The organism is Arthrobacter sp. (assembly GCF_048266065.1).
In the GTDB taxonomy this organism is placed as follows: domain Bacteria; phylum Actinomycetota; class Actinomycetes; order Actinomycetales; family Micrococcaceae; genus Arthrobacter_H.
Genome location: NZ_JBLXAH010000001.1, coordinates 177,016 through 199,961 on the forward strand (window position 1 = coordinate 177,016; position 22,946 = coordinate 199,961).

The 22,946-nt window shown below is 68.3% G+C and carries 26 protein-coding genes and 1 pseudogene; 13 read left to right on the forward strand and 14 right to left on the reverse strand.

Annotated elements, in window-relative coordinates; all coding sequences use genetic code 11:
- Positions 1-6: 6 nt before the first annotated feature.
- Positions 7-1,197 (reverse strand): type III polyketide synthase, encoded by a 1,191-nt coding sequence (locus ACN0TP_RS00850; protein WP_417215477.1) that lies wholly within the window; start codon positions 1,195-1,197, stop codon positions 7-9.
- Between the two features lie 61 nt (positions 1,198-1,258).
- Positions 1,259-1,468, reverse strand: a complete 210-nt coding sequence (locus ACN0TP_RS00855) for a DUF4287 domain-containing protein (protein ID WP_417215479.1) — start codon at positions 1,466-1,468, stop codon at positions 1,259-1,261.
- Between the two features lie 157 nt (positions 1,469-1,625).
- On the opposite strand from ACN0TP_RS00855, the gene ACN0TP_RS00860 reads away from it, so the two are divergent.
- Positions 1,626-2,726, forward strand: coding sequence for a pyridoxal-phosphate-dependent aminotransferase family protein (locus tag ACN0TP_RS00860; protein WP_417215480.1), 1,101 nt, complete (start codon positions 1,626-1,628; stop codon positions 2,724-2,726).
- A gap of 21 nt (positions 2,727-2,747) precedes the next feature.
- Here the strand turns inward: ACN0TP_RS00860 and ACN0TP_RS00865 are convergent, their stop codons facing one another.
- The 4 genes from ACN0TP_RS00865 to ACN0TP_RS00880 form a co-directional block, all read right to left on the reverse strand.
- A complete protein-coding gene (locus ACN0TP_RS00865; RefSeq protein WP_417215482.1) occupies positions 2,748-2,966 on the reverse strand; it encodes a DUF2945 domain-containing protein in 219 nt (72 codons plus the stop codon).
- A gap of 61 nt (positions 2,967-3,027) precedes the next feature.
- Positions 3,028-3,408: a fluoride efflux transporter CrcB gene (gene crcB / locus ACN0TP_RS00870; protein ID WP_417215484.1), complete on the reverse strand. Its 381-nt coding sequence runs from the start codon at positions 3,406-3,408 to the stop codon at positions 3,028-3,030.
- Complete coding sequence (locus ACN0TP_RS00875; RefSeq protein ID WP_417215486.1) at positions 3,405-3,962, reverse strand: fluoride efflux transporter FluC; 558 nt, start codon at positions 3,960-3,962, stop codon at positions 3,405-3,407. Before ACN0TP_RS00875 ends, crcB begins: the two co-directional genes overlap by 4 nt.
- Positions 3,959-4,576, reverse strand: a complete 618-nt coding sequence (locus ACN0TP_RS00880; protein WP_417215487.1) for a DNA-3-methyladenine glycosylase I — start codon at positions 4,574-4,576, stop codon at positions 3,959-3,961. Before ACN0TP_RS00880 ends, ACN0TP_RS00875 begins: the two co-directional genes overlap by 4 nt.
- Positions 4,577-4,661: 85 nt before the next feature.
- On the opposite strand from ACN0TP_RS00880, the gene ACN0TP_RS00885 reads away from it, so the two are divergent.
- Positions 4,662-5,135 (forward strand): PGPGW domain-containing protein, encoded by a 474-nt coding sequence (locus ACN0TP_RS00885; RefSeq protein WP_417215488.1) that lies wholly within the window; start codon positions 4,662-4,664, stop codon positions 5,133-5,135.
- Here the strand turns inward: ACN0TP_RS00885 and ACN0TP_RS00890 are convergent.
- From ACN0TP_RS00890 to ACN0TP_RS00900, 3 genes are read right to left on the reverse strand one after another with little or no spacing between them, the layout of a single operon-like run.
- A complete protein-coding gene (locus ACN0TP_RS00890; protein ID WP_417215490.1) occupies positions 5,132-5,596 on the reverse strand; it encodes a GatB/YqeY domain-containing protein in 465 nt (154 codons plus the stop codon). The two genes, ACN0TP_RS00885 and ACN0TP_RS00890, sit on opposite strands and share 4 nt — an antisense overlap.
- Positions 5,593-5,922 (reverse strand): hypothetical protein, encoded by a 330-nt coding sequence (locus tag ACN0TP_RS00895; protein WP_417215492.1) that lies wholly within the window; start codon positions 5,920-5,922, stop codon positions 5,593-5,595. Before ACN0TP_RS00895 ends, ACN0TP_RS00890 begins: the two co-directional genes overlap by 4 nt.
- Positions 5,919-6,281, reverse strand: coding sequence for a DUF4190 domain-containing protein (locus ACN0TP_RS00900; RefSeq protein WP_417215493.1), 363 nt, complete (start codon positions 6,279-6,281; stop codon positions 5,919-5,921). The genes ACN0TP_RS00895 and ACN0TP_RS00900 overlap by 4 nt, the downstream gene beginning before the upstream one ends.
- 174 nt (positions 6,282-6,455) lie before the next feature.
- Here ACN0TP_RS00900 and ACN0TP_RS00905 point away from each other — a divergent pair, with 174 nt between their 5' ends.
- Together ACN0TP_RS00905 and ACN0TP_RS00910 are read left to right on the forward strand one after the other, a co-directional pair.
- Positions 6,456-7,067 carry a hypothetical protein gene (locus ACN0TP_RS00905; protein WP_417215495.1) on the forward strand — a complete coding sequence of 204 codons (612 nt, stop codon included), beginning with the start codon at positions 6,456-6,458 and terminating at the stop codon, positions 7,065-7,067.
- Positions 7,068-7,076: 9 nt separating this feature from the next.
- Positions 7,077-8,075: an HNH endonuclease family protein gene (locus tag ACN0TP_RS00910; protein ID WP_417215496.1), complete on the forward strand. Its 999-nt coding sequence runs from the start codon at positions 7,077-7,079 to the stop codon at positions 8,073-8,075.
- A gap of 16 nt (positions 8,076-8,091) precedes the next feature.
- Here the strand turns inward: ACN0TP_RS00910 and ACN0TP_RS00915 are convergent, their stop codons facing one another.
- Both ACN0TP_RS00915 and ACN0TP_RS00920 read right to left on the reverse strand, forming a co-directional pair.
- On the reverse strand, positions 8,092-8,466 hold the full coding sequence (locus ACN0TP_RS00915; protein ID WP_417215498.1) for a nuclear transport factor 2 family protein: 375 nt from the start codon (positions 8,464-8,466) through the stop codon (positions 8,092-8,094).
- Positions 8,463-10,784 carry an FdhF/YdeP family oxidoreductase gene (locus ACN0TP_RS00920; RefSeq protein WP_417215500.1) on the reverse strand — a complete coding sequence of 774 codons (2,322 nt, stop codon included), beginning with the start codon at positions 10,782-10,784 and terminating at the stop codon, positions 8,463-8,465. The genes ACN0TP_RS00915 and ACN0TP_RS00920 overlap by 4 nt, the downstream gene beginning before the upstream one ends.
- A gap of 198 nt (positions 10,785-10,982) precedes the next feature.
- On the opposite strand from ACN0TP_RS00920, the gene ACN0TP_RS00925 reads away from it, so the two are divergent.
- Genes ACN0TP_RS00925 through ACN0TP_RS00935 form a run of 3 tightly spaced genes read left to right on the forward strand, consistent with a single transcriptional unit; the run spans position 10,983 to position 14,227 of the window.
- Positions 10,983-11,276 carry a type II toxin-antitoxin system ParD family antitoxin gene (locus ACN0TP_RS00925; RefSeq protein ID WP_417216474.1) on the forward strand — a complete coding sequence of 98 codons (294 nt, stop codon included), beginning with the start codon at positions 10,983-10,985 and terminating at the stop codon, positions 11,274-11,276.
- Positions 11,276-11,650, forward strand: a complete 375-nt coding sequence (locus ACN0TP_RS00930) for a type II toxin-antitoxin system RelE/ParE family toxin (RefSeq protein WP_417215502.1) — start codon at positions 11,276-11,278, stop codon at positions 11,648-11,650. Before ACN0TP_RS00925 ends, ACN0TP_RS00930 begins: the two co-directional genes overlap by 1 nt.
- A gap of 36 nt (positions 11,651-11,686) precedes the next feature.
- Positions 11,687-14,227 carry an ABC transporter gene (locus ACN0TP_RS00935; protein WP_417215504.1) on the forward strand — a complete coding sequence of 847 codons (2,541 nt, stop codon included), beginning with the start codon at positions 11,687-11,689 and terminating at the stop codon, positions 14,225-14,227.
- Between the two features lie 95 nt (positions 14,228-14,322).
- Here ACN0TP_RS00935 and ACN0TP_RS00940 read toward each other — a convergent pair whose 3' ends face one another.
- Entirely contained in the window at positions 14,323-15,561 is a 1,239-nt protein-coding gene (locus tag ACN0TP_RS00940) for an SLC13 family permease (RefSeq protein ID WP_417215506.1), read from the reverse strand.
- A gap of 2 nt (positions 15,562-15,563) precedes the next feature.
- Positions 15,564-16,301 carry a GntR family transcriptional regulator gene (locus tag ACN0TP_RS00945; RefSeq protein WP_417215507.1) on the reverse strand — a complete coding sequence of 246 codons (738 nt, stop codon included), beginning with the start codon at positions 16,299-16,301 and terminating at the stop codon, positions 15,564-15,566.
- An 87-nt stretch (positions 16,302-16,388) separates the two neighbouring features.
- Between ACN0TP_RS00945 and ACN0TP_RS00950 the strand changes: the two genes are divergently transcribed.
- From ACN0TP_RS00950 to ACN0TP_RS00965, 4 genes and pseudogenes are all read left to right on the forward strand, one after another.
- A complete protein-coding gene (locus ACN0TP_RS00950) occupies positions 16,389-17,198 on the forward strand; it encodes an amidohydrolase family protein (protein WP_417215509.1) in 810 nt (269 codons plus the stop codon).
- A 37-nt stretch (positions 17,199-17,235) separates the two neighbouring features.
- Positions 17,236-17,484 (forward strand): annotated as a pseudogene (locus ACN0TP_RS00955) (hypothetical protein); the annotation flags it as partial.
- The gene (locus tag ACN0TP_RS00960) at positions 17,450-17,680 is read left to right on the forward strand and encodes a hypothetical protein (protein ID WP_417215511.1); all 231 of its coding nucleotides are present in this window, start codon (positions 17,450-17,452) and stop codon (positions 17,678-17,680) included. The pseudogene ACN0TP_RS00955 and the gene ACN0TP_RS00960, both read left to right, overlap by 35 nt.
- Positions 17,677-18,078, forward strand: coding sequence for a type II toxin-antitoxin system VapC family toxin (locus ACN0TP_RS00965; protein WP_417215513.1), 402 nt, complete (start codon positions 17,677-17,679; stop codon positions 18,076-18,078). Before ACN0TP_RS00960 ends, ACN0TP_RS00965 begins: the two co-directional genes overlap by 4 nt.
- A 68-nt stretch (positions 18,079-18,146) precedes the next feature.
- On the opposite strand, the gene lgt is transcribed toward ACN0TP_RS00965, so the two are convergent.
- Complete coding sequence (lgt, locus tag ACN0TP_RS00970; protein WP_417215515.1) at positions 18,147-19,154, reverse strand: prolipoprotein diacylglyceryl transferase; 1,008 nt, start codon at positions 19,152-19,154, stop codon at positions 18,147-18,149.
- A gap of 133 nt (positions 19,155-19,287) precedes the next feature.
- On the opposite strand from lgt, the gene ACN0TP_RS00975 reads away from it, so the two are divergent.
- Both ACN0TP_RS00975 and hrpB read left to right on the forward strand, forming a co-directional pair.
- Positions 19,288-20,226, forward strand: a complete 939-nt coding sequence (locus ACN0TP_RS00975) for an NADP-dependent oxidoreductase (RefSeq protein ID WP_417215517.1) — start codon at positions 19,288-19,290, stop codon at positions 20,224-20,226.
- A 31-nt stretch (positions 20,227-20,257) separates the two neighbouring features.
- On the forward strand, positions 20,258-22,927 hold the full coding sequence (gene hrpB, locus ACN0TP_RS00980; protein WP_417215519.1) for an ATP-dependent helicase HrpB: 2,670 nt from the start codon (positions 20,258-20,260) through the stop codon (positions 22,925-22,927).
- Positions 22,928-22,946 lie beyond the last annotated feature (19 nt).

Below are 22,946 nucleotides of genomic sequence, written 5' to 3' on the forward strand. Positions count from 1 at the left end.
GCATCCCTAGCGGGTCGGTGCCGCGACCGCCGACTCCGCCCGGGGGGAGCGGCCGGCGACCCCGGGAACCAGCGTCATGAGGGAGGTTTCAACTGTCAGGCCGGGGCCGAACGCCATCGAGCACACGCGCTCGCCGGCGGCATCGGCCCGGGCGGCACAGCCTGCGAGGATGTCCCGGAGCACGAACAACACCGTCGCACTGGACATGTTGCCGTAGTCGTGGAGGACCCTGCGGGCCGGGGCCAGCTGTTCGTCGATGAGGCCCAGGCGCTTTTGCACCCGGTCCAGGATCGCCCGGCCGCCGGGATGGATCCCCCAGTGTTCGATGTCCGTATAGTCGTCCGGGACCGTGGGGTCGTGGGCCAACAGGGGGTCCAGGGCGCCGACGATGTGGTCGTCGATGATGTGCGGGACATAGCTGCCCAGCACCATCTCGAATCCCTCGTCGCCGATGTTCCAGGCCATGGCATCCTCGCCCACCGGGGTCAGCACCGTCTCGAAGAAATCCAGTTGCAGGCCCGGCCCCGCCTGGTCTCCGCCCGGGCGTGCGGTGACCATGGCCGCGGCGGCCCCGTCGGCGAACAGGGCGGAGCCCATGATCGTGTCGGGGTCGTTGGAACTGCGCACATGTAGGGAGCACAGTTCCGCACACACCACCAGGACGACGGCGTCTGGCTCGGCTTCGCAGAAGCTCTTGGCAGCGCGCAGTGCCGGGAAGGCGGCATAGCAGCCCATGAAGCCGAAGTGCGATCGTTTGGTCGAGGGGCTAAGACCCAGGGCGCGGACGATCTGGTAGTCCGGCCCCGGGTTGTAGAAACCGGTGCAGGACACTGTAATGACGTGGGTGACATCGGCGGCCGTGAGGTCCGGGCACGCCTGCAGGGCCCGCCGGGCGGATTCGATGAACAACGGGGCAGCCTCGCGGGCGAAGACCTCGTTGCGGACCTTCGTACTCGGGCTGAGCAGCAGCCGGGTCTCCGCGTCGAAGAACACCGGGTGCTCCACCCGCTCGTCCAGGGTCATCTCCGGCACCGCGGTGTGCCGGGTGGAGATGGCGGCCGAATCGAAGGAGGTGGCGATCAGCCGCTGGCCCAGGCGGGTCAGGCCCGGTTGGGCGGCGAAGACATCACGTGCCTGGTCCTGGTGCAGGATCGTCGGGGGAACGGCCGTCTGGATGGTCCTGATCATTACCGTCATGTCGCGAGCGTAGCCGCGGGGCGTCGGCCCGTAAAGGAACGCGGTCGGGCTCCCGGGGCGGCTACAACTTCCGGTCGCTGCGGTAGACGTGGACCAGGGCGTTGGCATGCCCATGCCCGAAACCGTGCTCGGTCTTCAGCCATGCGACCTGTTCCAGGTGCTTCTTGTCCTGCACTTCATCCAGCACCGTCATCCAGTGCTGAATAGGTTGACCGTACTTCGCCTCGATCGAGGGGAAGTACGACTTCGGGCCCTTCACGGCTTCGCTCATGCCACCATCCCAGCATCGCGGGCCGGACGTGGCAATGACCGGGGGGCGCCCAGGTCGTGAATCGCCGATTCCGCCCTGCCCCACTTCGTGCTTATGGTGGGTGCGGAAGCCCATCCTCCTGCGGCAGTGCCCGCGCCAACGAACCCAGGGAGTATCCATGCAGCAGCTCGTCCCCACCCGCCATCTCTTCGGCCCCGGCCCCTGCAACCCGTACCCGGAGGCGACCGCGGCGTTGGGACTGCCCCTGCTGGGCCACCTGGACCCCGAATTCATCGCCCGCATGGACCGCACCTGCGACGGGCTGCGCACCCTGTGGGGGACCGCGAACGCCCGCACCCTGCCGTTGAGCGCCACCGGATCGGCCGGCATGGAGGCCGCCTTCGTCAACACCATCACCCCCGGCGATGTTGCCATCATCGCCGTGAACGGACTCTTCGGCGAGCGCATGTGCGAGGTGGCCTCACGCGTTGGCGCCGAGGTCGTGCGCGTGGACCACGAGTATGGGACCCCGGTGGACGCCGAACGCGTCGCCGCTGCACACCCGAACCCGAAGGTGATCGCCGCGGTCCACGCGGAGACCAGCACCGGGGTCCTTTCCGACATGGCTGCCTTGGGTGCCATCAAGGATGATGCCCTGTTGATCGCCGACGCCGTCACCTCCATCGGCGGCATGCCGGTGCTGGCCGACGAGTGGGGGATCGACATCGGCTACGCGGGCACCCAGAAGTGCATCGGTGTTGCCCCCGGCCTGGCGCCCTTCACCATCTCGGATCGCGCGTTCGAGCAGCGCGTGCAGAAGCCGCAGTCCTGGTACCTGGACCTCGGACTCCTGGGCGGCTACACCACCGGCGGCTCCGGCGGGCAGCGCACCTACCACCACACGGCTCCCGTGGGCATGGTCGCCTCCCTCGAGGCGGGCATCGACAGGATCCTCGCCGAAGGGCTCGACGCCGTCACCGAACGCCACCGCGCCGCGGGAACGGCACTGCAGGAGGGGCTGCAGGAGATGGGCCTGGAGCTGTTCGCCGCCGAAGGACACCGGCTGCCGCAGCTGACCACGGTCAAGGTCCCCGACGGCGTCGATTCCGCCGCGGTGCGCAAGTACCTGCTGGAGCGCTACACCATCGAGATCGGTGGCGGCGTCGGCCAGTACGCCTCCACCGTCTGGCGCATCGGGCTCATGGGCCCCAACGCGAACCAGGACTCCGTGGCACTGATCCTCGCCGCGTTGAAGGACGCCATCGCCGTCAACAGCTGAGCACGACGGCGCTGACCGGGGCTACTTCTTCTTGGTCCTGGTCAGCGCCGAGCCCTTGTGCATGGCCACGTGGTCGGTCTTGTCGCTGCGGATCTCGTACTGCGGATCGTCCGGGCTGCACCGGCGCATGTGGCCCTTGTACTCGACGTCCTGGGTGTGCTTCCTGACGATGGTCCCCGAGACGCGGCCCGCCTCGGAATCCCACGACACGTGATCTCCGGTGGAGAATCCGGCCGACATTTTGCCTCCTCGGTTCGGGGCGGGTGGTGCACCACGCCGATACGCCCGATGCTACCCGTCGTCACCCGGCGAGCAAGCCGCCCCCATAGCCCAGTGCCGCGGCCGCAACACACAGCACGGCCATGCCCGGGCCGTTGGCCAGCGCTGCCAGATAGCGGCGTTCCTGCAGCAGGCGAACCGACTCGAAGCTGGCCGTGCTGAACGTCGTGTAGCCGCCGAGGAACCCGGTTCCCGCCACGACGTAGACCGGATGGGGTGTCACGAAGGCCAGGGTCAGCCCCGCCAGCAGGCCCAACACCAGCGATCCCGAGACGTTGATGAACCAGGTCCCCACCGGGAACGCGGCACGGGTGCGGGCCTTGACCAGGCCGTCGACGACGAAGCGCAGGGCGGCTCCGCACCCGCCGGCGATCGAGAGGGCAACGAACAGCAGCGGGCTCATGCCGTCCCCTCCGGCCTGGCTCGCCGCAGCCAGCCCGCCAGCGCGATGCCCGCCCAGGAGGCCAGGGCACCGGCCAGGATGGTGGCCAGCAGGAGGAGCACTGCAGCCCCGGGGTCGGCCAGGCCGATGCCGGGAACACCCCACAGCTCGACGACGTCGACGGCGAAGGTGCTGTAGGTGGTGAAGCCGCCCAGGAACCCCGTGCCCAGCATCAGGCGCAGCGCGCGCCGGGCACCGTCGTCGTGCCCGGCCCGCAGCAGCGATTCCAGCAGCAGCCCGAGCAGGAACGCCCCGAGGAGGTTGATGGCCAGGATGGTGCTGGGGAACCCGCCGATGCCGGGGACTGCCAGGCTGAGGCCCTCGCGGGCCGCCGTGCCGAAGACCCCGCCGAGCAGGACCAGGCCCACGTGGGGCAGGCTGAGGTGCAGCGGCCGGCCGGCGGTCCGGCCCTGCGGTCCCCGACGCGGTGGGCGGCGGGTGGTGCGCGGGGGGATCTCGAGGGAATCGGTGTCGGAGTCGACCGGCAACTCGGGGTGCGGGTCCCGCTGGCTCATGTCCAGACGCCCGAGGTGCCGCGCCGGTGGCTGTCGACCAGGTGGGTGTCCACGATCCCGACGGCCTCCATGAGCGCGAACATGGTGGTGGGGCCGACGAAGGAGAACCCCTTCTTGCGCAGCGCCTTGGACAGGGCGATGGATTCCGGCGACGTGGTGGGGACCTCGGCGATGGTCGTCGGCGCCGGGGTGGCTTCCGGTTGGAAGGACCAGATGAACTCCGGCAGTCCTCCCTCGGCCCGCAGGGCGATGGTGGCTGCCGCGTTGTTGATGGTGGCGCGGATCTTGGCGCGGTTGCGGATGATCCCGGCGTCGGCGAGCAGGCGTTCGACGTCGTCCTCGCCGAACGCGGCGACGGTCTCGGGGTGGAACCCGGCGAAGGCGGCCCTGAAGTTCCCGCGCTTGCGCAGGATGGTTGCCCAGGACAGGCCGGACTGGAAGGCCTCGAGGCTGAGTCGTTCGAAGAGCCCTTGTTCGTCCCGTACGGGCATGCCCCACTCGGTGTCGTAGTACTCGCGCATCAGTCCGTCGGCGGCCCAGGCCGGGCGCAGCAGGCCGTCGTCGCCGCGGACCAGTCCGTCTGGTGGTGTTGGCTGCTGGGTGGTGGTGGCCATGTGCGCTGCCTTCCCTCGCTGATGTCCTGCCCACAGGTTATCGGTTCCGGGCATCAACCGGTCTGGTTCCGATATGCTGCGGCCAATGGTTTCTTCATTCGTGCACGTGTGGCTCAAGCCGCTGGCGGTGAACATCGCCGGCTGGCTCCTGCTGGTTGTCGGGGTGTTGGCACTGGTGTTGCCGGGGCCCGGGCTGTTGTGCATCGTGGCGGGCCTGGCGGTGCTCTCCACGCGTTACCGGTGGGCCGAAAAGCTCATGCATCCGGTGAAGGCGCGCGCCTACCACCTGGCCGCCGAGGGAGTGAAGACCCGGTCACGGATCGTGGCCAGTTCGCTGGGGGCCGCGGTGCTGTTCGCCTGCGGACTCGTCTGGGGCCTGCGACCGCCGACTCCCGGCTGGTGGCAGTGGCCCGATGACTGGTGGCTGATCGGCGGGTGGGGGACCGCCATCTCGATCATGGGCTCCGCCGGGTTCGCCATCGGGCTGATCATCTACAGCCACCGGCGCTTCGGGCTCCCGATGAAGGCAGCCCGACGGGCCGGCGGTCCGGGAGCCTAGGCCAGGCGCTCCTTGACCAGGGAGCTGGTCGCCTTGCCATCGAAGCGTCCGGCGACCTCCGCGGTGACCGACTTCATGACCTGCCCCATCTGGCGCATGCCCGGCTTCACCCCGTCCACCGTGTGTTCGGCGATGGCCTTTTCGACGATGGCCACGACGTCGTCCTCGGTCAACGGTGCTGGCAGGTACGACTCGATGAACTCGGCCTCCGCGTTCTCTTGGTCGGCCCGCTCGGACTGGTCGGCATCGGCATAGGTCTGGGCGGTCTCGCGGCGGCGGGCCGCTTCCTTCTGGAGCAGGGCGGTCACCTGCGCATCGTCGAGCTCCACCGGAGTCTTTCCGCCCTTTTCCCGGGTATTGATCTCACCGAGGATGTTGCGCAGCGTCATGAGGGCGAGCTTGTTGCCCGACTTCATGTGCGCTGTCATGTCGGTGCGGAGTTGTTCCTTCAGCGTGCTCATTCTGCTGCCTTTCGTGGCGGTGGTGCCGAAGCGGGTGCTGCCTCCAGTATCCCGTACTCCGGCTGCCTTCCGAGCGCATCAACGGTGGAGGCGAGCCGGTGGATCCCGATGATGACGGCGATCCATCCGGCCAGGGTCAGCAGGCCGCCGAGCGCCAGCAGCACCAGGGCGCCGGGCCCCGGGCCGTCCAGCAGCCCGTAGTAGCTGGCGGTCATGCTCGAGACGGCGAGAGCCACTGCGGCCAGGATGGCCAGGGGGCCGATCAGCACGGCGGCCAGCAGGCCCCACACCAGCAGCGGTGCTGACCTGCGGGGCCCGGGACTCATGCGTAGAAGCCATCCTGCTGCATGGCAGCTGCCAGCGAACCGAAGATCACGATGGCCAGGACGATCAGCAGGACCCAGCCGATGAGCATGACTCCGTTGAGGATCACCCCGGCGATGGCCATGCCCCGGCCCGCCGGTTCGCGCCGGAGTCCAATGAAGCCGAACACCAGGCCGGCAATCGGAACGATGAAGGTGAAGCCGGAGAAGATCGACACCAGGCCCAGGACCAGGGAGGTGATGCTCATGCCGCGGTGTGGTGGCGCGTAGGGCTGCCCGTACCCGGAGGCGTAGGTTCCCGGGTATCCCTGGGCGTTCTGTTGCGGGTACTGCTGCTGGGGGTAATGTCCCGGGTCGGTCATGGGTCCTCCATCGGTGCTGGGGTGGGGGTTCTCTTGCACCCACCGTAGGCGAGCGGCGTCCGGGCCACCAAGAGCGCGCTCCCCATTTACTTGAAGCTCATATAGAATCCACTCCAGTAGCTGGTCCACATCATCACCTGGCCGTCCGGCCACCGCTTTCCTGGGGGGGAATCATTGAAGAAGGTCCTGCGCGGATTCGCCGCGCTCGCTGCCGCATCATCACTGGCACTGTCGGGCGCACAGGTCGTCGCCGTTGCCCACGCGACGCCCGCCTCCGCTGCCGTCATGGTGGCCACGAAGAAGGCCACACCGGCCGTGGCGATCCGCAAGATCCCGAACAAGAGCGTCAAGGGTTCTGCCAAGGTCAGGGTCAGTCCGCTCGTGACCGTGAAGCGGGGCACGAAGGTGACCTCCAAGCGGCTCAAGGTCGTCCAGGGCCGCAAGGTGCTCACCCGCAGTGCCTCCTCGATCCTGCTCAAGGCCGGAACCTACAAGATCACGACCACGGTGAAGTACAAGGTCGGCAGGGCCAAGCAGCGTTCGACCAGTAAGGTGCAGACCCTGGTCGTGAAGAAGGCCGCCAAGAAGGCCTCCACCAGGAGCACGCGGATCTCCGGAAAGGACTGCCCGGCAGGCTACCCGGTGAAGGGCAACCGCACGGGCAGCAAGAAGGAATGGAAGTACCACGTCAAGGGCGGCCAGTACTACAACAAGACAGTTCCCGAGGAGTGCTTCAGAACCCCAGGAGACGCCCGCAAGGCCGGCTACCGCGCCTCGAAGCGCTAGGGCACCCCGATGAAACCCACGGGCCGGGCGCTGCTCTCGACCCTCTTCGCCGGATCCCTGGTCGTGGCGCTGTCCCTGCCGGCGGCATTCGAGGGCACGACGGCGGAGCCTGCTCCCGCACCGGCGGTTGCCGCCGCGTCCCCCACCCCGGTGGCGATGGAATCGCTGCGCACCGCAGTGGTGCTCCCGGCGTCGACCGGGCGGACCAAGGTCAGGCCCGGCGCCCAGCTGACCGGACCGCGGGCGCGTACCGTGCTCAATGCCCTGCCGGTGAAGGGCAAGGCGCCTGCCACCGGGTACAACCGCAACGCCAGGTTCGGCAACGGATTCAAGGACTTCAACGGCAACAAGTGCGATGAACGCCAGGATGCCCTCAAACGCGACATGTCACGCGTGAAGTACAAGGACCGCAAACGCTGCCGGGTGGCCTCCGGTCGGCTGGATGATGCCTACACCGGGAAGGCCATCAACTGGAAGGTCAAGGCAGGATCGGTCGACATCGACCACGTCGTGGCGCTGAAGAACGCCTGGATCTCCGGAGCACAGCGGCTCTCGCAGGCCCAGCGGCAGGCGTTGGCGAACGACCCGTTGAACCTGACGGCGGCCTCGGCCTCGGCCAACCGGTCCAAGGGCGACCGCAATGCCGCCGAGTGGTTGCCGGGGAACAAGGGCTTCCGCTGCCAGTACGTGGCCACCCAGATCAGCGTCAAGCGCAAATACGCACTGTCGGTGACCGCCGCTGAGAAGTCCGCCATGGCCCGGGTCCTGTCCAAGTGCACGTCGCAGCGCGCCGCCAAGGTCACGCCGCTCAAGCCGGCTGGCGTCGCGGCGAAAAAGAAGACGACGAGCAAGCCGGCACCACGCAAAACGGTGAAGACAGCGGCGAGGAAGGTCTCACCCGGCGCTTTCTGCTCCCCGCGGGGTGCACGGGGCGTTGGCAAGTCCAACGGCAAGGTCTACACCTGCAAGACGAGCAGGACAGATACCCGGGCCCGCTGGCGCCGCTGATTCCGTGGCCGGCGGGTCAGTGCGTGATCGTGGTCTGCTGGTAGAGCGCCAGGCGCGCTCGCCCGTCGACGAGGCGGTAGGAACTCGACATGAGCGCCGAGAACGGCTCGGCATCGCCGTCGCGCCGGGCCCGGGCACAGTAGAGCAGCGCGGCGCTGTGGGTTCCCAGGCCCACCACGCGGGGTTCGCTGAGCTGGTAGGCATCCCACGGTGGGGCGTCGTCGAGCGAGGTCGCCACGGAGTCGCGGTCCAGGACCATCCCGTTGACCAGGACCATGAGCGCATCGGGCAACATCAGCTCCCCGTAGAACGCCCCGCCGGTGGACCCGCAGAGCGCACGCCAGCCGGAGTGCTCGAGTTCCAGCAGCGCGTCGAGGTCCAGCGGGCTCACCGCGCGGCGGCGGGGACCGGGGCGTCCACCTTTTCGAGGCGCACCAGCACCGCCTTGGACACCGGGGTGTTGCTGCCCTCGGCCACCAGGCTCAGGGGCACCAGGACGTTCGCCTCGGGGTAGTAGGCGGCCACGCAGCCCGGCGACGTCGGGTATTCGACCAGCCGGCACCGGCGCATGACCCGGGGAACACCGTCGTCGTGCACTCCGTGGACGTCGGCGTAGTCCCCGTCCTTCAGGCCCAGTTCGGCCAGGTCGGTGGCGTTGACGAAGACGACGTCGCGGCCCTTCTTGATGCCGCGGTAGCGGTCGTTGTGGGAGTAGATGGTGGTGTTGAACTGGTCGTGTGATCGCAGTGTCTGCAGGATCAGCGTTCCGGCGGGCCGTTCGACGTACTCGAGGTGGTTGACCGTGAGCATGGCCTTGCCCGTTGCCGTCGGGAAGGTCCGGGTGTCGCGGGGTCCGTGGGCCAGGATGAAGCCGCCCTCACGGCGGACGCGTTCGTTGTAGTTGGCGCAGCCGGGGACCACCCGGGAAATGTGGTCGCGGATCAGGTCGTAGTCCTTCTCGAACCCGACCCAGTCGGCGCCGATCTTGTCGCCCAGGACCGCGTGGGCGATCCGGCAGACGATGGCTGTCTCGGAGAGCAGCTGGTGGGAGACCGGCTCGACGTTGCCCCATGAGGGGTGCACGGCGCAGACGGTGTCCTCCACTGTGACGAACTGTTCGCCGGATTCCTGGATGTCGATCTCGGTCCGGCCCATGGTGGGAAGGATCAGCGCCTCGGTGCCGGTGACCGTGTGGGAGCGGTTGAGCTTGGTGGAGACCTGCACCGTCAACTCGGTGCCCTCCATCGCGGCGCAGGCGACTCCGGTGTCGGACACCGCGGAGACGAGGTTGCCGCCCAACGCCATGAAGACCTTGATCTTGCCCTGGCCCATGGCCTCGAACATCTGGACCGAGTCGACGCCGTGCGCGCGGGGCGGGCTGAAGGAGAATTCGCGTTCCAGGGAGTCCAGGAACGAGTCGGGCATCTGTTCCCAGATCCCCATGGTGCGATCGCCCTGGACGTTGGAGTGGCCGCGGATCGGGGAGGCGCCGGCACCGCGTTTGCCCATGTTGCCGCGCAGCAGCAGCAGGTTGATGATCTCCTTGATCGCCTCAACTCCCTTCTTCTGCTGCGTGATCCCCATGGCCCAGGTGATGATGACCCGGTCGGCGGCGATGTAGCGTGCGGCCAGTTCATCGATTTCGGCGCTGGTCAGCCCGGTGGCCTCCAGGACCGTCTCCTCGCGCAGGTGGCTCAGGTGTTCGCGCAGCTCGTCCAGTCCCTGGCAGTGGCGGTCCAGGAAGTCATGGTCCAGCACCGTGCCGGGGTTGCGGTCCTCCGCCTCCAGGACCCGTTTGGAAACGGCCTGCATCAGAGCCATGTCGCCACTGAGCCGGATCTGCAGGAACTGGTCGGCAAGGTCGGTGCCCCGGCCGATGATGCCCCTGACCTTCTGCGGGTTCTTGTAGCGGCGCAGTCCGGCCTCCGGCAACGGGTTGATGGCCACAATGTGGCCGCCGTTCTTCTTGCAGTTCTCCAGCTCGGTGAGCATCCGCGGGTGGTTGGTGCCGGGGTTCTGCCCCATGATGATGATCAGGTCGGCCTGTTCGTAGTCCTCGAAGTTGACGGTTGCCTTGCCGACGCCGATGGTTTCCCCCATGGCCCAGCCGGAGGATTCGTGGCACATGTTCGAGCAGTCGGGCAGGTTGTTGGTGCCGAACCCGCGGACGAAGAGCTGGTAGGCGAACGCCGCCTCGTTGGAGGTCCGCCCGCTGGTGTAGAACGCCGCCTGGTCGGGCGATTCCAGGGAGTTCAGCTTCGTGGCCAGCAGGTCGATCGCCTCGGACCAGGGGATGGGACGGTAGTGGTCCTCCCCGGCGGGCTTGTAGACCGGTTCGGTCAGCCGGCCCTGTTGGCCGAGCCAGTATTCGCTGCGGCCGCGCAGATCGGACACCGAGTGCTCGGCCCAGAAGGAGGAGTCGACGGTGATGGGGGTGGCCTCCCACGTGACCGCCTTGGCACCGTTCTCACAGAACTCGAACGCCTTGCGATGGTGGGGATCCGGCCACGCGCAGCTGGGGCAGTCGAAGCCGTCCTTCTGGTTCATCTTCATGACGGTCTTCGCGGTGCGCACCGCGCCCATCTTCGCCACGGCCGGTTCCATGGAGTGCAGCACGCCCGGCACACCGGCCGCCCAGGACTTGGGATGGCCGCTGACCTCCAGATCGGATTCGCTCGGTTCGCTGACGTCCTCGACATGCCTGGCCATGGTGACCCACCTTTCCGCAACGCACCCCTCAGGCCTCCGCCATGTGGGCGATCCCCTTCAGGCCTACCAGCGGGGACGCCGCTCCGCAAGAGGGCGCGTCCACCGGCCGGGTGGCTGACGGCCGCGTGGGGCAGGCGAACCTCTCGCCGCTGTGCCTAGCCGCTGCACCGCCGTTGGCATAAACTGCCAATAGAGGTGATGGAAGTGGCCACAAGAAACGTCGTCTTGAGTCAGCACCAGCATGAATTCGTTCAGGAACTGGTGGCATCGGGGCGCTATCAGAACGCCAGTGAAGTATTGCGCGAAGGACTCCGCCTGTTGGAGCGACAAGTGGACGAGGACGCTGCAAAGATTGCCGCCCTTCGGCAAGCCACCGAGCAGGGCTGGTCGGATATCGATTCCGGACGCTATGACGACATTGATGAGCAGGACCTCGATGACTTCATGGGCCAGCTGGGATTCCGGGCTGCCGGGGCCCGCCCCGCCGGCTGATGGCAGCATATCGCCTGGGCTTCGCCGCACAGGCTGACATCGTCGAGATTCTGGCGTGGTCGCACGAACGGTTTGGCGAGGAGGCGCGCCTACGCTACGAGAAACTTCTTGCCGCCGCCATGCGGGATGCGGCTTCGAGTGCGGATGTCGAACGGCCTGCAGCCCGCCCGGAAGGGGGACCCGGTGTCTTCTCGTGGCACCTGGCCCGAAGTCGCACCCGTTCGTCCGGAGGGCCGGTCCACCGTCCACGCCATTTCCTGGTGTGTCGTCGGGACGGTGGCCTGCTGGTCATCGGCCGGGTACTCCACGATTCCATGGATACGCCTCGACACCGTGACGGTGCGTGGACGGGGGAAGAGGCGCGGGACATCTAACGGGACGCAGGGCCCCGGAGTTGCTACGGTCGACAGATGGATGATTCGACAGCGGTTGCCCGGCCGCAGACTGCCCGCGGCCAGTCAACGGTGGATGGATTCGTGCGGGTGCGCGGCGCCCGGGAGAACAACCTGGTGGACGTCGACGTGGACGTGCCCCGCGATGCCATCGTCGCCTTCACCGGGGTGTCGGGATCGGGGAAGTCCTCGCTGGCCTTCGGGACGATCTTCGCCGAGGCCCAGCGGCGCTTCCTCGAATCCGTCGCCCCCTACGCGCGGCGGCTGATCCAGCAGGGCAATACGCCCAAGGTCGAGTCCATCACCGGGCTGCCTCCTGCTGTGGCCCTGCAACAACGCCGCGGGGCGCCGAGTTCGCGTTCCAGCGTCGGTACGCTGACGACGCTGTCGAACTCGCTGCGCATGCTCTTTTCCCGGGCCGGCAGCTACCCGGAGGGCGCCACGCGGCTGGACTCCGACGCGTTTTCCCCCAACACGGCAGTCGGTGCCTGCCCGGTCTGCCATGGCCTCGGCGTCTCCCACACGGTCACCGAGCAGACGCTGGTGCCCGACCCCGCACTGAGCATCCGCGAGGGCGCGGTCGCCGCCTGGCCGGGCGCTTGGCAAGGCAAGAACCTGCGCGATGTCTCGGCCGAACTCGGTTACGACATCGATGCGCCCTGGCACACGCTGCCGCAAAAGGACAGGGACTGGCTGCTGTTCACCGACGAACAGCCGGTGGTCCAGGTCAGGCCGCTGCGCGACCGCGTCGAAAAGCCCTACAAGGGCCGCTTCTGGAGCGCCAAACGCCACGTCATGCACACCCTGGCCGATTCGAAGTCCGCCACCATGCGCGAACGCGTCCTGGCGTTCATGGTCTCCGGCCCGTGCGCCGACTGTTCAGGCACCGGCCTGACCGCCGCGGCGCTCGCCGTCACGTTTGCCGGGCGCACCATCTCCGAGGTGAACCGCCTGCCCTTGGGGGGCCTTGCAGCACTCCTGGAGCCCACTGCGGCGCTCACGGAGGCCGAGCAGGAGACCGGGGCGGCGCCGTCGTCGGGGTCCTGGGGCGAACGCAGCGAGGTCGCCGTGACCATTGCCGCCGACCTGGTCGAGCGGATCGGGGTGCTCATCGGGCTGGGGCTGGGCTACCTGAGCCTGGACCGGGGGACCACCACGCTCTCGCCGGGGGAGATGCAGCGGCTGCGCATTGCCACCCAGCTGCGTTCGGGCCTGTTCGGGGTGGTCTACGTGCTGGATGAGCCCTCGGCCGGCCTGCACCCCGCCGACGCCGAACCGTTGCTGGCCGTGCTCGAGGAGCTGAAATCCGGGGGCAATTCGGTGTTCGTCGTCGAGCACAACATGGATGTGGTGCGGCGGGCCGACTGGATCGTGGACGTGGGCCCACGCGCCGGCGAGGGCGGGGGAGAGGTCCTGTATTCCGGGGCCGTCGACGGGCTGGCGGGGATCACCGGTTCGCTGACGCGGTCCTTCCTCTTCGATGACGGCGACCAGCCCCGGCTGGGCTCCGCCGGGCGCACGGCCACGGGAACCCTGGAGCTGACCGGCATCACCATGCACAACCTCGCCGACCTCGATGCGCGGATCCCGCTCGGTGTGCTCACCGCGGTCACCGGGGTCTCCGGCTCGGGGAAGTCCACGCTGGTGAGCCGCGTGCTGGCCGACGCCGTCGGCGCACTGGTCCGCACTCCGGTCGCCGACACCGAGGACGACGACGATGCCTCCACGGCGGGCGAGTCACCCCGGGTGCGGGCCATCCACGGCGCCGAGGGCATCGGCCGGTTGGTGAAGGTCGACCAGAAACCGATCGGGCGCACGCCGCGCTCCAACCTGGCCACCTACACCGGGCTGTTTGACGCGGTCCGCAAGACCTTCGCCGCCACCGACGAGGCAAGGGCGCGCGGCTACGGGGCCGGACGCTTCTCCTTCAACGTGGCAGGTGGCCGCTGCGAGAACTGCCAGGGGGAGGGGTTCATCGCCGTCGAGCTCCTGTTCCTGCCGGGCAGCTACGGGCCCTGCCCGGTCTGCCATGGAACCCGCTACAACCCCGAAACCCCGGAGATCGCCTACCAGGGGCGCACCATCGCCGAGGTGCTGGCGCTCAGCGTGGACGAGGCCGCGGGCTTCCTGTCCGAGGTGCCCGCGGCGGCCCGGAGCCTGGAGACGCTGCGGCAGGTCGGCCTGGGCTACCTGCGTCTGGGCCAGCCGGCCACCGAGCTCTCCGGGGGCGAGGCCCAGCGCATCAAGCTGGCCACCGAACTGCAGCGCGCCCGCCGCGGCCACACGCTCTACTTGCTCGACGAGCCGACCACCGGGCTGCACCCGGCCGACGTCCAGCTGCTGCTGGCCCAGCTGAACCGGCTGGTCGACGCGGGGAACACCGTGGTGGTGGTCGAACACGAGATGGACGTGGTGGCCGCCGCGGACTGGGTGATCGACTTGGGCCCCTCCGGCGGCGACGCTGGCGGAAGGATCATGGCCGAGGGGAAGCCGGAACAGGTGGCCCACTCGACCGACAGCCGGACCGCGCCCTATTTGCGGGCGAGGCTGGACAACTGACTTGGTGATCGGCGGGGCCGGCCCTCAGCGGTCCGGCGGGCCGAGCCGGCGAGACGGCTTGTGCCCGGGGGCCAGTCTTCGGAGCTTGGACAGTCTTAGAGAACCACGTAGACCAACCAGGACAGGACTGGTGCGACCGCAATCATGGACATTCCCCAGGTCATCATGCCCTTGAATGTCTTGTCGCGCAGTTTCTCCTCGGTATTGGCCACGACAAGCGCGCCGCCCGTGGAGAACGGGCTGGAGTCCACGGCAGAGGCCGCGATACACAGGGCAATAACGAAGCCCAGCGGAGCCAAGGGGCCGGAAGTGAGCAGCGGGGCCGCCAGCGGCACGAGCACGACGAACATGGCGTTTGTCGAGGCGAATGCTGACACGACACCGGCGACGAGGAGCATGAGCAGTGCCGCTACGAGTGGGGTCCCGATGTCTGCAACCCGGTTGGCGAGGCTGTCGATCACTCCGGCGTTCTCCAACATGCTGATGTAGGTGACGATGCCGCCGATGAGCAGGATGACGTTCCAGCCAATGTGGCTCAGGCCCTCCTTGGAATCACGCGGGTACAGCACGGACAGGATGACGGCCGCAGCCAATGCCAGGAATCCGACGTCGAGCTTGAATCCCAGTCCACCGACCAGAACTCCGACCATCAGCACGATGGTGATGATCTTCGGAGCGGTCCACGAGCCCTTCTCGGTTTCCGTATCGAGGTCGTCATCCGCTCGGCCGCGGCGGAGTAGTCCGGGGCCGCCCAGGATCATGAAGGCCGCGGCATTGATCACGACGTTGGCCACGAAGGTCCAGAGGAACAGCTGACCCGCGTCGACGGTGACGTTGATGGAATCGAGGACGCCGTTGACGATGCTGTAGTAGACGGCGATGGGCGAGAAGCCGCCGGCGTTGGTGCCGTTGATGATGGACAGGCCCATGAGCAGAGGGCTGATTCGGTAGCGCTGGGCGAATGCGAGGCCAACGGGGACGAGAATGGCATTGGTGGCGGCTGAGAGGGCCCCGGAACCTGTGATGATGGCAGCGAGCAGGAAGAATACCCAGGGGATGAGTGCGGCACGCCCGCGGACGGCGCCTACCGCTCCGCTGACGATCTGGTCGACGGTTCCGTTGGCGCGTGCGATGCCGAAGAGGAAGGTCACGCCGAGGAGCGTGATGAGCAGCCCGCCGGGGAATCCGTCGGCAATGTCGCCGGACTTCTGACCGAAGTATGTAGTTCCGAGGACAAAGGCTGCAACGAGGGCGACAGCGCCCATGTTGATGTTTCGCCACATGGCGATGGCAAATATGAGGACAAGGCCGGAGACGGCCACGAGTTCTGGCATGGTTAGTTGATTTCTACTCGGTAGCGGAAGGTGTCGGCGGGGCCGAAGGACTCGCGGTATTCGACGATGTCCCCGGCGTGTGTGGTGGCGATTCGGGTGATCCGAACCAGTGGTGAGCCGGCGGCCACTTGCAGGAGCTCGGCCAGGGGCTCGTCGGCTTCGGCGACAGATAGCTCCTCGCTGGCACGGCCGACCGACACTCCCGCTAGCCGCTCGTAGGCGGGATACAACAGGGGTGCCAATTCTGTTTCTGATGCCATGGCCACTTCACGGAATGCTGGCAAGGGCAGCCAGATCCGTTCCGAGAGGAAGGGACGCTCGCCCCAGAGGCGAAGGCGTTGGATGCGCAGTACGTCGGAGCCTGTCTTGATGCCCAGGGCCTCGGCTTGCTGGGGACCCGCGGGTTCGGTGGTGCGGTCCAGGATCCGGCTGGCAGGCTGCACTTCTGCATCGCCCTGGACCCGGAAAAAGCGGAAGAGGGAATTCTCGAAGGAGGCCCGGCGAACGAAGGTCCCGCGGCCCTGTTGTCGGAGGAGCATGCCTTCAGCGGTCAACTCGCTGAGGACCCGGCGCATCGTCCCGACGGAGCTGTCGTAGCTCGAGGCCAGTTCTGCTTCCGGTGGCAGCGGGACGTCCGTCGGCCATTCGCCGGACTGGACGCGACGGAGCAAATCGTCCTTGATCCGCGCATGTAGGGGAAGGCGGTGATCGGTAGAACCGCTCCGAGATGCATGTGTCATGTGCCACACGGTACAACAAAATACCTTTATAGGTCTAGTCCTTTAAAGGTTTAGATATTCACTGTCATTTGCCCGTAGACTCTGGGCATGAGCAATGCCCTCGCCCCACACATCGACACCCATGCGCACGTATTTGAGCCGGGCCTAGCGACGGTCGCGCAACCGCGATATGTGCCGTCTTATGCGGCGCCCTTGGCTGCCTATCTCGAGCAACTGGACGTCAATGGCATGCAGCGGGGTGTTCTGGTGCAACCGAGTTTTCTGGGAAGTGACAATTCCTATCTGCTCGCTGCCCTGGCCCAGGCACCGGACCGGCTCCGCGGTGTCATCGTCGTGGATACGGCCCACCTTGAGTCCGAGTTGTCCGAGGAGCGCATGGCACGTCTCGACGCGTCCGGTGTGCGGGGCATGCGGCTGAACCTCGTTGGAGCTGCTGTCCCGGCGCTCCAAAGTGCCGAGTGGCAGATTGTCGGCGAACGCCTCGCCGCACTCGGATGGCATCTAGAAATTCAAGCCGCAGGCGCCCAGTGGGAGGCGCTGGAATCGGCTCTGACAGCGTGGCCATCGACCGTGGTCATCGACCACCTCGGGCTGCCCTCGCCGGACGAGCGGGACGCCAAGCGCAGAGTCCTGCGTTTGGCGTCCCGGATCAATACCTGGGTCAAGGTCTCTGGCTTCTATCGCAGCCAACCGGGCGAAGCCCTGTCCATGACGTCCGCACTCCGATCCGCCGGGCTGACCGAGCGGTTGGTCTTCGGCAGCGATTGGCCGTTCACGCGCTTCGAGGATCAGCGATACGCCGATTTGAAATGCCGGGCCGTGGAAGCCCTTGGCGACGACGCCGAACGGGTACTTGGCCAAAACGCGTTGAGACTCATGGGCTGGGGAATCGGCTGATATTGACCACCCGCGCAGGGGAAGCAAGGATCGCGACGCAGCCGACGTCCAGCTACTGCTGGCCCAGCTGAACCGGCTGGTCGACGCGGGGAACACGGTGATGGTGGTCGAACACGAGATGGACGTGGCGGCCGCCCCCGACTGGGTGATCGACCTGGGCCCCTCCGGCGGCGACGCGGGCGGAAGGATCATGACGGCACTCTCGGTGCTCCGCTCTGGCACGTGCGTCGAGTTGGTGCCATCATGGCACCATGAAGCGGATGAACCTGCGCGACGTCCCCGATGACGTCTACGCCGCACTTGTTGCCGCGGCCAAGGACAGCCGCCAGTCGCTGAGCGCGTTCGTCGTCGACCGGCTAGCGGAGGTGGCGCAGGCAGTGCGTGTCGCAGATTACGTTGCTGCCTACTCGCCACCTCGCGGGACAGGGGTTACGGCCGAGGAAGCGGTGGCAGCGGTGCGGGAGCTGCGCGAGGCGTCGTGAGCCTGGCGGTGGTTGATGCTTCGGTCCTCGCAGTGTTCTATGCTGCCGACGATCCACGGCACTCCCTCGTTGCCGAACGACTGGCCGCGGGCGACGCGCTGTTCGCGCCTGCCCACCTGGATGCGGAGATCGTGTCCGCCCTGCGTGGCATGGCCCGGGGCAACGCAGGACTCGAGCAGGCCGTTCCCAGCGCCTTGGCGCATCTAGCGGGATTTCCCATCAGGCGGATGCCACTGCCTCCGTTGCTGGAACGCATGTGGGAGCTCCGTCACAACATCACGCCCTATGACGCGGCCTACGTGGCCTTGGCGGAACGGCTTGATGCGGTATTGATCACCTGCGATGCAAGGCTTGCTAGCGCGAGCGGCCCCAGCTGCACTTTCGACAAGATCACCTGAGCAGTGTGGTCCCGCTGTGGGGCCGGAACGCAGGCCAAGCGATCATCGCCCGGCCGCGCCCCGTCGGCCTACTGTCCGGTGCGTTTCGTCTCCGTGGGATCCGCATCGGAGCCGGGTTCCGTCGTCGTGCTGGTGTCCTGGGGGCCTTCGGCCGGAGCGCCGTCGTCGGTTGGGGCACCGGACGGGTCCCCAACGGAGGCTTCGGTGGTGGCCTCGTCGGCCGCCGGTTCGAAGCCCGGGCGGTAGACCGAGGTCTCCGGTTCGCGATGCCGGATGCCCTGGACGATGAAGAGGACCAGCCCCAGGGCGATGGCCGCGAACGAGGTCCACATGTTGGCGGGGACCCCGAGGAAGCCGTCGGAGGTGGGGTCGATGCGGATGGACTCCAGCCAGCTGCGTCCAATGCCGTACCAGATGAGGTAGAGGCCCAGGCTGCGGCCCCAGCGGGCGCGGATCTTGCGCTCGAGCAACAGGATCACCGCCACGCCGATGAGGTTCCAGATGATCTCGTAGAGGAACAACGGGTGGAACAGGGTGCCGATGGGCGCGTCCGCCGGGAATTTCGGGTTGGTCGACTCGATCTGCAGGCCCCAGGGCAGCGTGGTCGGCAGGCCGAAGAGCTCGTGGTTGAACCAGTTGCCCAACCGTCCGATGGCCTGGGCGACCAGCATGGCCGGGGCCACCGCGTCGGCGAAGGACAGGAAACGGACCCCGGCCCGGCGGCAGCCGATGTAGACGCCGAGGGCGCCGCCCAGCAGCGAACCGTAGAGGGCGTTGCCGCCGTCCCAGATCTTGATGATGTCCCACGGGTCGGCACCCGGGTAGAAATAGTCGCCGACGTGGGTGAACACGTGGTAGAAACGCGCACCCACCAGGCCCAACGGCACACACCAGAGGACCACATCGAGCACGATTTCCGGGTTCCCGCCGCGCCGGGCCAGGCGCTTTTGGGTGATCACGATGGCCGCGACGATCCCGGCCAGGATGCACAGGGCGTAGGTGTGGATCGTCAGCGGGCCCAGGTGGAACTGGGACAGGACGGGATCGGGGCTGGGAATGCTGGCGGGAAGGTACATCGGGACCCTACGTGTCAGGGGGTGTTGTCAGGTTCGATCATGCCATCCTTTGGGCCGGCGGGAGGAATGCCCGCAGCGACCCGGGTCACCGGCGGGCAGGAATAGGGGGCCGCCGACGGTGGTTGTCGCGTACATGTTGGTCATCGGAGTCACAGAGTTCGGAGGGCCGGACGCCCTCGCCATCCACGAGGTCCCCGAGCCCCACGCCGGGCCGGGACAGGTGCGGATCAAGGTCCGGGCCGTCGCTGTGAGCCCGACGGATACCGTCGTGCGCTCGGGCGGCAATGCCCAGGTCGCACGCGCCAAGAAGCCGCCCTACGTTCCCGGCATGGACGCCGCCGGCATCATCGACGAGGTCGGGGAGGGGATGGCGTTCGAAATCGGCGACGAGGTCATGGCCATCGCCCTGCCCGCCGGTGAACATGGTGGCGCCTACGTCTCCCATCTCGTCGCCGACGCGGACTCGGTCGCCTACACCCCGGCCGGGACCGAGCTGGAAACCGCCTCGACGCTACCCATGAACGGGCTCACCGCCCTGCAGGTGCTGCGGCGCTTGGACCTGCAACCCGGCCAGGTCCTGGCCGTCACCGGTGCCGCCGGCACCCTGGGCGGCTACACGGTCCAACTCGCCAAACACTTCGGGCTGACGGTGGTCGCCGACTTCGCCGAGAAGGACCGTCGGATCGTCGAGGCGCTGAACCCGGACCACCTGGTCCCGCGCGGTGACAGTGTGGCCCGGCATATCCGCCGTCTCTACCCGGACGGCGTCGACGGGATGCTGGACGGTGCAGTGCAGAACGAGCTCGGCTTGCCGGCCGTGAAGGACGGCGGCGGGTTCGCCACCGTGCGCTACTGGGAGGGGCCGAGCGAACGCGGCATCACCATCCACCGGGTGGCCGTCTCCGAGGACTACCACTCCGGGGGCAAGCTGGACCAGCTGCGCGAACTCGTCGAAGAAGGTGTCCTGACCCCGAACGTGGCCGATATCATTCCGGCGGAACGCGCCGCCGAGGCCCACACCATGCTCGAGGGCGGCGGCGTCCGCGGGCGTCTGGTGCTGGTCTTCGAGTAGGCCGGCCCCCGCCGCCGGGCACAATGGAGGGGTGAAACCCCAGTCCCCAGGCCGCCCCGGCCGGCCCTTCGACCTGGACGCCATCGGTTCCGGACTCGTCTTCGCCGAATCCCTGGCCGACCTTCGGACCGCGCTGGCCGGGAGCGCCCCGGCCGGCACCGCAGTGGTGCAGGCACCGCCGGGCACCGGCAAGACCACGCTGGTGCCGCCACTGGTGGCCAACCTGGCCGGCCGGGTCATCGTCACCCAGCCGCGCCGGGTGGCCGCCCGCGCCGCGGCCCGCCGGCTGGCCCAACTCGACGGCAGCCGCCTCGGCGAGCGCGTAGGATACACGGTCCGCGGCGAACACGTGGCCGGCCCCGGAACCCTGGTCGAATTCGTGACGCCGGGCATCCTGCTGCGCCGGTTGCTCGCGGATCCCGGATTGGAGGACATCGGCGCGGTCATCATCGACGAGGTGCACGAACGCGCGCTGGATACCGACCTGCTGCTGGGCCTGCTCGGCGAAGTCCACGAACTGCGCGGCGACCTGGCCTTCCTGGCCATGTCGGCGACCCTCGACGCCCTCAGGTTCGCCGCACTGATGGGCAGGTACGACGGCGACGGGCCGGCTCCCGTCGTCGACTGCCCCTCGGCACTGCACCCTTTGGACACCCGGTGGGAGCCATCCCCGGTGCCCCGGCTGGATGAGCGCGGTGTGACCCGGGGCTTCCTGGACCACGTGGCCACTACGGCCGTCGCCGCACATCGCCGCGCCCTCGCCGCGGACCCCGGCATCGACGCCCTGGTCTTCGCGCCCGGTGCCTGGGAAGTCGGGCATATTGCCTCCACCCTGCGCCGCCAAGTGGCCGGAACCGCCACCGAGGTCCTGGAACTGCACGGCCAGGTCGATGCCGCCATCCAGGACCGGGCCGTCTCAGGTCGCGGACCGGGGGATCCGGCCCGCATCATCGTGTCCACCTCGCTGGCCGAATCCTCGCTGACCGTCCCCGGCGTGCGGCTGGTCATCGACTCCGGCCTGGCCCGCGAACCACGCCGCGACGCCACCCGCGGCATGACCGGGCTCGTCACCGTCTCCGCCTCGAGGGCCTCCTGCGATCAACGCGCCGGACGTGCTGCACGCCAGGGGCCAGGCACCGTGGTGCGCTGCTTCGATGAGAGGACCTTCGGAGCCGCCCCGGCCCACCCCACCCCTGAAATCGCCGTGGCCGAACTGACCGGGGCCGCGCTGACCCTGGCTTGTTGGGGTGCTCCCGGCGGGCGCGGGTTGAAGCTCCCGGAAAGCCCGCCAACTGCCACGATGGACGATGCCCTCCGCGTGCTCACCGAACTCGGGGCCATCGACGCCGGCGGCATGGCCACCGAGCTGGGACGGACCCTCTCGGGGATCCCCGCCGAACCGCGGCTCGCCCGGGCCCTGATCGATGGCACGTCCTGGCTGGGATCCGGCCCGCGCAGCCAACGGCAGCAGGCCGCCCGCCACGTTGCGGAGATCATCGCCATGGTGGCCGGTGACGCCCGCGCCCCGGGAGCGGATCTGACCCGGCTGCTGGCCGACCTGCGCCGGGGCGGCGATCCAGCGGCCAGGGCGTGGAAGCGCGAGTCGAAACGTTTCGAAGCCATCGCCCGGTCCGCCCAGGACCACGCCATCAATTCCCCGTCCGGAACCCGGCAGGCCCCGGATGCTGCGGCCGAACCGGGATTGGTCGTCGCCCTGGCCTTCCCCGACCGGGTCGCCCGGCGGGTGGGGACCGGCGCGCAACAAAGCTACCTGCTCGCCTCCGGAACCCGCGCCGGACTGCCGGACGGGTCCCACCTCTCAGGGTACAAATGGCTGGCCATCGCCGATGTCTCCCGCGCGACGGGGCGGAACACCGCGGGAACCGGCGCCGTCATCCGCAGCGCCGCACCCATCGATGAAGACGTGGCCCAGGCCGCCGCGGCACACCTGCTGACCGACCAGGTGGAAGCACGGTTCGCTTCGGGACGGGTGGTGGCCCGCCGCGAACGCCGCATCGGGGCCATCGTCCTGGGGTCGACGCCGGTCAAGGCCTCGGTCAAGAGTGCCCGCGCCGCCGTGGCCGTGGCACTGGAACGTGATGGCCTGCAGGTCATTGGATTCTCGGAGGGGGCCGATGCGCTGCGCCGCCGCCTGGCGTTGCTGCACCGTGAATTCGGCCCACCCTGGCCCGATGTCTCCGAGCCGGCACTGCTGGCCCGGTTGGATGACTGGCTAGGCCCGGAACTGGATCGGCTGGCCGGCGGGGCGAACGCGGGCTCCATCGACCTGGCCGACCCGCTGCGACGCCTCCTGCCCTGGCCCGAGGCCTCCCGGTTCGGCGAACTCGTCCCGGAGCGGCTGCAGGTCCCCAGCGGATCCCACGTGAGGATCGCCTACCCGGAACCGGGGGACCCGGACGGGCGGCCCGTGGTGGCCGTCAAGCTGCAGGAATGCTTCGGGTGGACCGAGACACCGCGGCTGGCCGATGGCCGCGTCCCCGTGCTCTTCCACCTGCTCTCCCCGGGACGGCACCCCGTGGCGGTCACCGATGACCTCGCCTCGTTCTGGGCCGGACCCTATGCCCAGGTGCGTGCCGAAATGCGTGGCCGCTACCCGAAGCACCCCTGGCCCGAGGACCCCTGGAGCGTCCCGGCGACCGCGAAGACCAAGCGGCGGCTGGCCGAGGGCGGCAGCCGCTGACCAGCCCCTTGCCGGGGAG

Coding starts and splice junctions, on each gene's coding strand:
- ACN0TP_RS00850 (WP_417215477.1), bottom strand. CDS start 1,197: ATGACGGTAATGATCAGGACCATCCAGACGGCCGTTCCCCCGACGATC.
- ACN0TP_RS00855 (WP_417215479.1), bottom strand. CDS start 1,468: ATGAGCGAAGCCGTGAAGGGCCCGAAGTCGTACTTCCCCTCGATCGAG.
- ACN0TP_RS00860 (WP_417215480.1), top strand. CDS start 1,626: ATGCAGCAGCTCGTCCCCACCCGCCATCTCTTCGGCCCCGGCCCCTGC.
- ACN0TP_RS00865 (WP_417215482.1), bottom strand. CDS start 2,966: ATGTCGGCCGGATTCTCCACCGGAGATCACGTGTCGTGGGATTCCGAG.
- crcB (WP_417215484.1), bottom strand. CDS start 3,408: ATGAGCCCGCTGCTGTTCGTTGCCCTCTCGATCGCCGGCGGGTGCGGA.
- ACN0TP_RS00875 (WP_417215486.1), bottom strand. CDS start 3,962: ATGAGCCAGCGGGACCCGCACCCCGAGTTGCCGGTCGACTCCGACACC.
- ACN0TP_RS00880 (WP_417215487.1), bottom strand. CDS start 4,576: ATGGCCACCACCACCCAGCAGCCAACACCACCAGACGGACTGGTCCGC.
- ACN0TP_RS00885 (WP_417215488.1), top strand. CDS start 4,662: ATGGTTTCTTCATTCGTGCACGTGTGGCTCAAGCCGCTGGCGGTGAAC.
- ACN0TP_RS00890 (WP_417215490.1), bottom strand. CDS start 5,596: ATGAGCACGCTGAAGGAACAACTCCGCACCGACATGACAGCGCACATG.
- ACN0TP_RS00895 (WP_417215492.1), bottom strand. CDS start 5,922: ATGAGTCCCGGGCCCCGCAGGTCAGCACCGCTGCTGGTGTGGGGCCTG.
- ACN0TP_RS00900 (WP_417215493.1), bottom strand. CDS start 6,281: ATGACCGACCCGGGACATTACCCCCAGCAGCAGTACCCGCAACAGAAC.
- ACN0TP_RS00910 (WP_417215496.1), top strand. CDS start 7,077: ATGAAACCCACGGGCCGGGCGCTGCTCTCGACCCTCTTCGCCGGATCC.
- ACN0TP_RS00920 (WP_417215500.1), bottom strand. CDS start 10,784: ATGGCCAGGCATGTCGAGGACGTCAGCGAACCGAGCGAATCCGATCTG.
- ACN0TP_RS00925 (WP_417216474.1), top strand. CDS start 10,983: ATGGAAGTGGCCACAAGAAACGTCGTCTTGAGTCAGCACCAGCATGAA.
- ACN0TP_RS00930 (WP_417215502.1), top strand. CDS start 11,276: ATGGCAGCATATCGCCTGGGCTTCGCCGCACAGGCTGACATCGTCGAG.
- ACN0TP_RS00935 (WP_417215504.1), top strand. CDS start 11,687: ATGGATGATTCGACAGCGGTTGCCCGGCCGCAGACTGCCCGCGGCCAG.
- ACN0TP_RS00940 (WP_417215506.1), bottom strand. CDS start 15,561: ATGCCAGAACTCGTGGCCGTCTCCGGCCTTGTCCTCATATTTGCCATC.
- ACN0TP_RS00945 (WP_417215507.1), bottom strand. CDS start 16,301: ATGACACATGCATCTCGGAGCGGTTCTACCGATCACCGCCTTCCCCTA.
- ACN0TP_RS00950 (WP_417215509.1), top strand. CDS start 16,389: ATGAGCAATGCCCTCGCCCCACACATCGACACCCATGCGCACGTATTT.
- ACN0TP_RS00960 (WP_417215511.1), top strand. CDS start 17,450: ATGAAGCGGATGAACCTGCGCGACGTCCCCGATGACGTCTACGCCGCA.
- lgt (WP_417215515.1), bottom strand. CDS start 19,154: ATGTACCTTCCCGCCAGCATTCCCAGCCCCGATCCCGTCCTGTCCCAG.
- ACN0TP_RS00975 (WP_417215517.1), top strand. CDS start 19,288: ATGTTGGTCATCGGAGTCACAGAGTTCGGAGGGCCGGACGCCCTCGCC.